Here is a 501-nt window from a genome sequence, read left to right as displayed (position 1 = left end):
CGTCGATCCGAAGGGCGGAGAGGCCACGCGCGTGGGCTTCCGCATCGAGGGCGACAAGAAGGTGCGCTTCGCCAAGAAGTCCGGCGAGGTCATCAATGGCTGATCAGGCCAAATATGAGCCGCGGCTGAAGACCGTCTATCGTGAGCGCATCCGCGCCACGATGAAGGAGCAGTTCGGCTACACCAACGAGATGCAGGTCCCCAAGCTCGACAAGATCGTCGTGAACATGGGCATCGGCGAAGCGGTCGCGGACTCCAAGAAGTCCCAGGCCGCGATGAAGGACCTGGCGGCCATCACCGGCCAGAAGCCGCAGCCGACCCGTGCGCGCAAGTCGATCGCGACGTTCAAGCTGCGCGAAGGCATGCCGATCGGCGTGAAGGTTACCCTTCGCCGTGAGCGCATGTACGAATTCCTGGACCGTTTCATCACGATCGCACTTCCCCGCGTTCGCGATTTCCGCGGGCTCAACCCCAAGTCGTTCGACGGACGCGGCAACTATG

General features: G+C 62.7%; 1 protein-coding gene and 1 pseudogene. Both read left to right on the top strand.

Annotation, left to right across the window (positions count from 1 at the left end; translation table 11 throughout):
• A pseudogene (locus AACY52_RS30295) lies at positions 1-103 on the top strand (50S ribosomal protein L24); the annotation flags it as partial.
• A partial coding sequence (gene rplE / locus AACY52_RS30290; RefSeq protein ID WP_339561376.1) for a 50S ribosomal protein L5 occupies positions 96-501 on the top strand: 406 nt, incomplete at its 3' end. The pseudogene AACY52_RS30295 and the gene rplE, both read left to right, overlap by 8 nt.

The sequence above is a fragment of the Pseudomonas sp. EA_65y_Pfl1_P113 genome, assembly GCF_963970525.1.
In the GTDB taxonomy this organism is placed as follows: domain Bacteria; phylum Pseudomonadota; class Gammaproteobacteria; order Pseudomonadales; family Pseudomonadaceae; genus Aquipseudomonas; species Aquipseudomonas tritici.
This window is presented reverse-complemented; position numbering and strand designations above follow the sequence as displayed.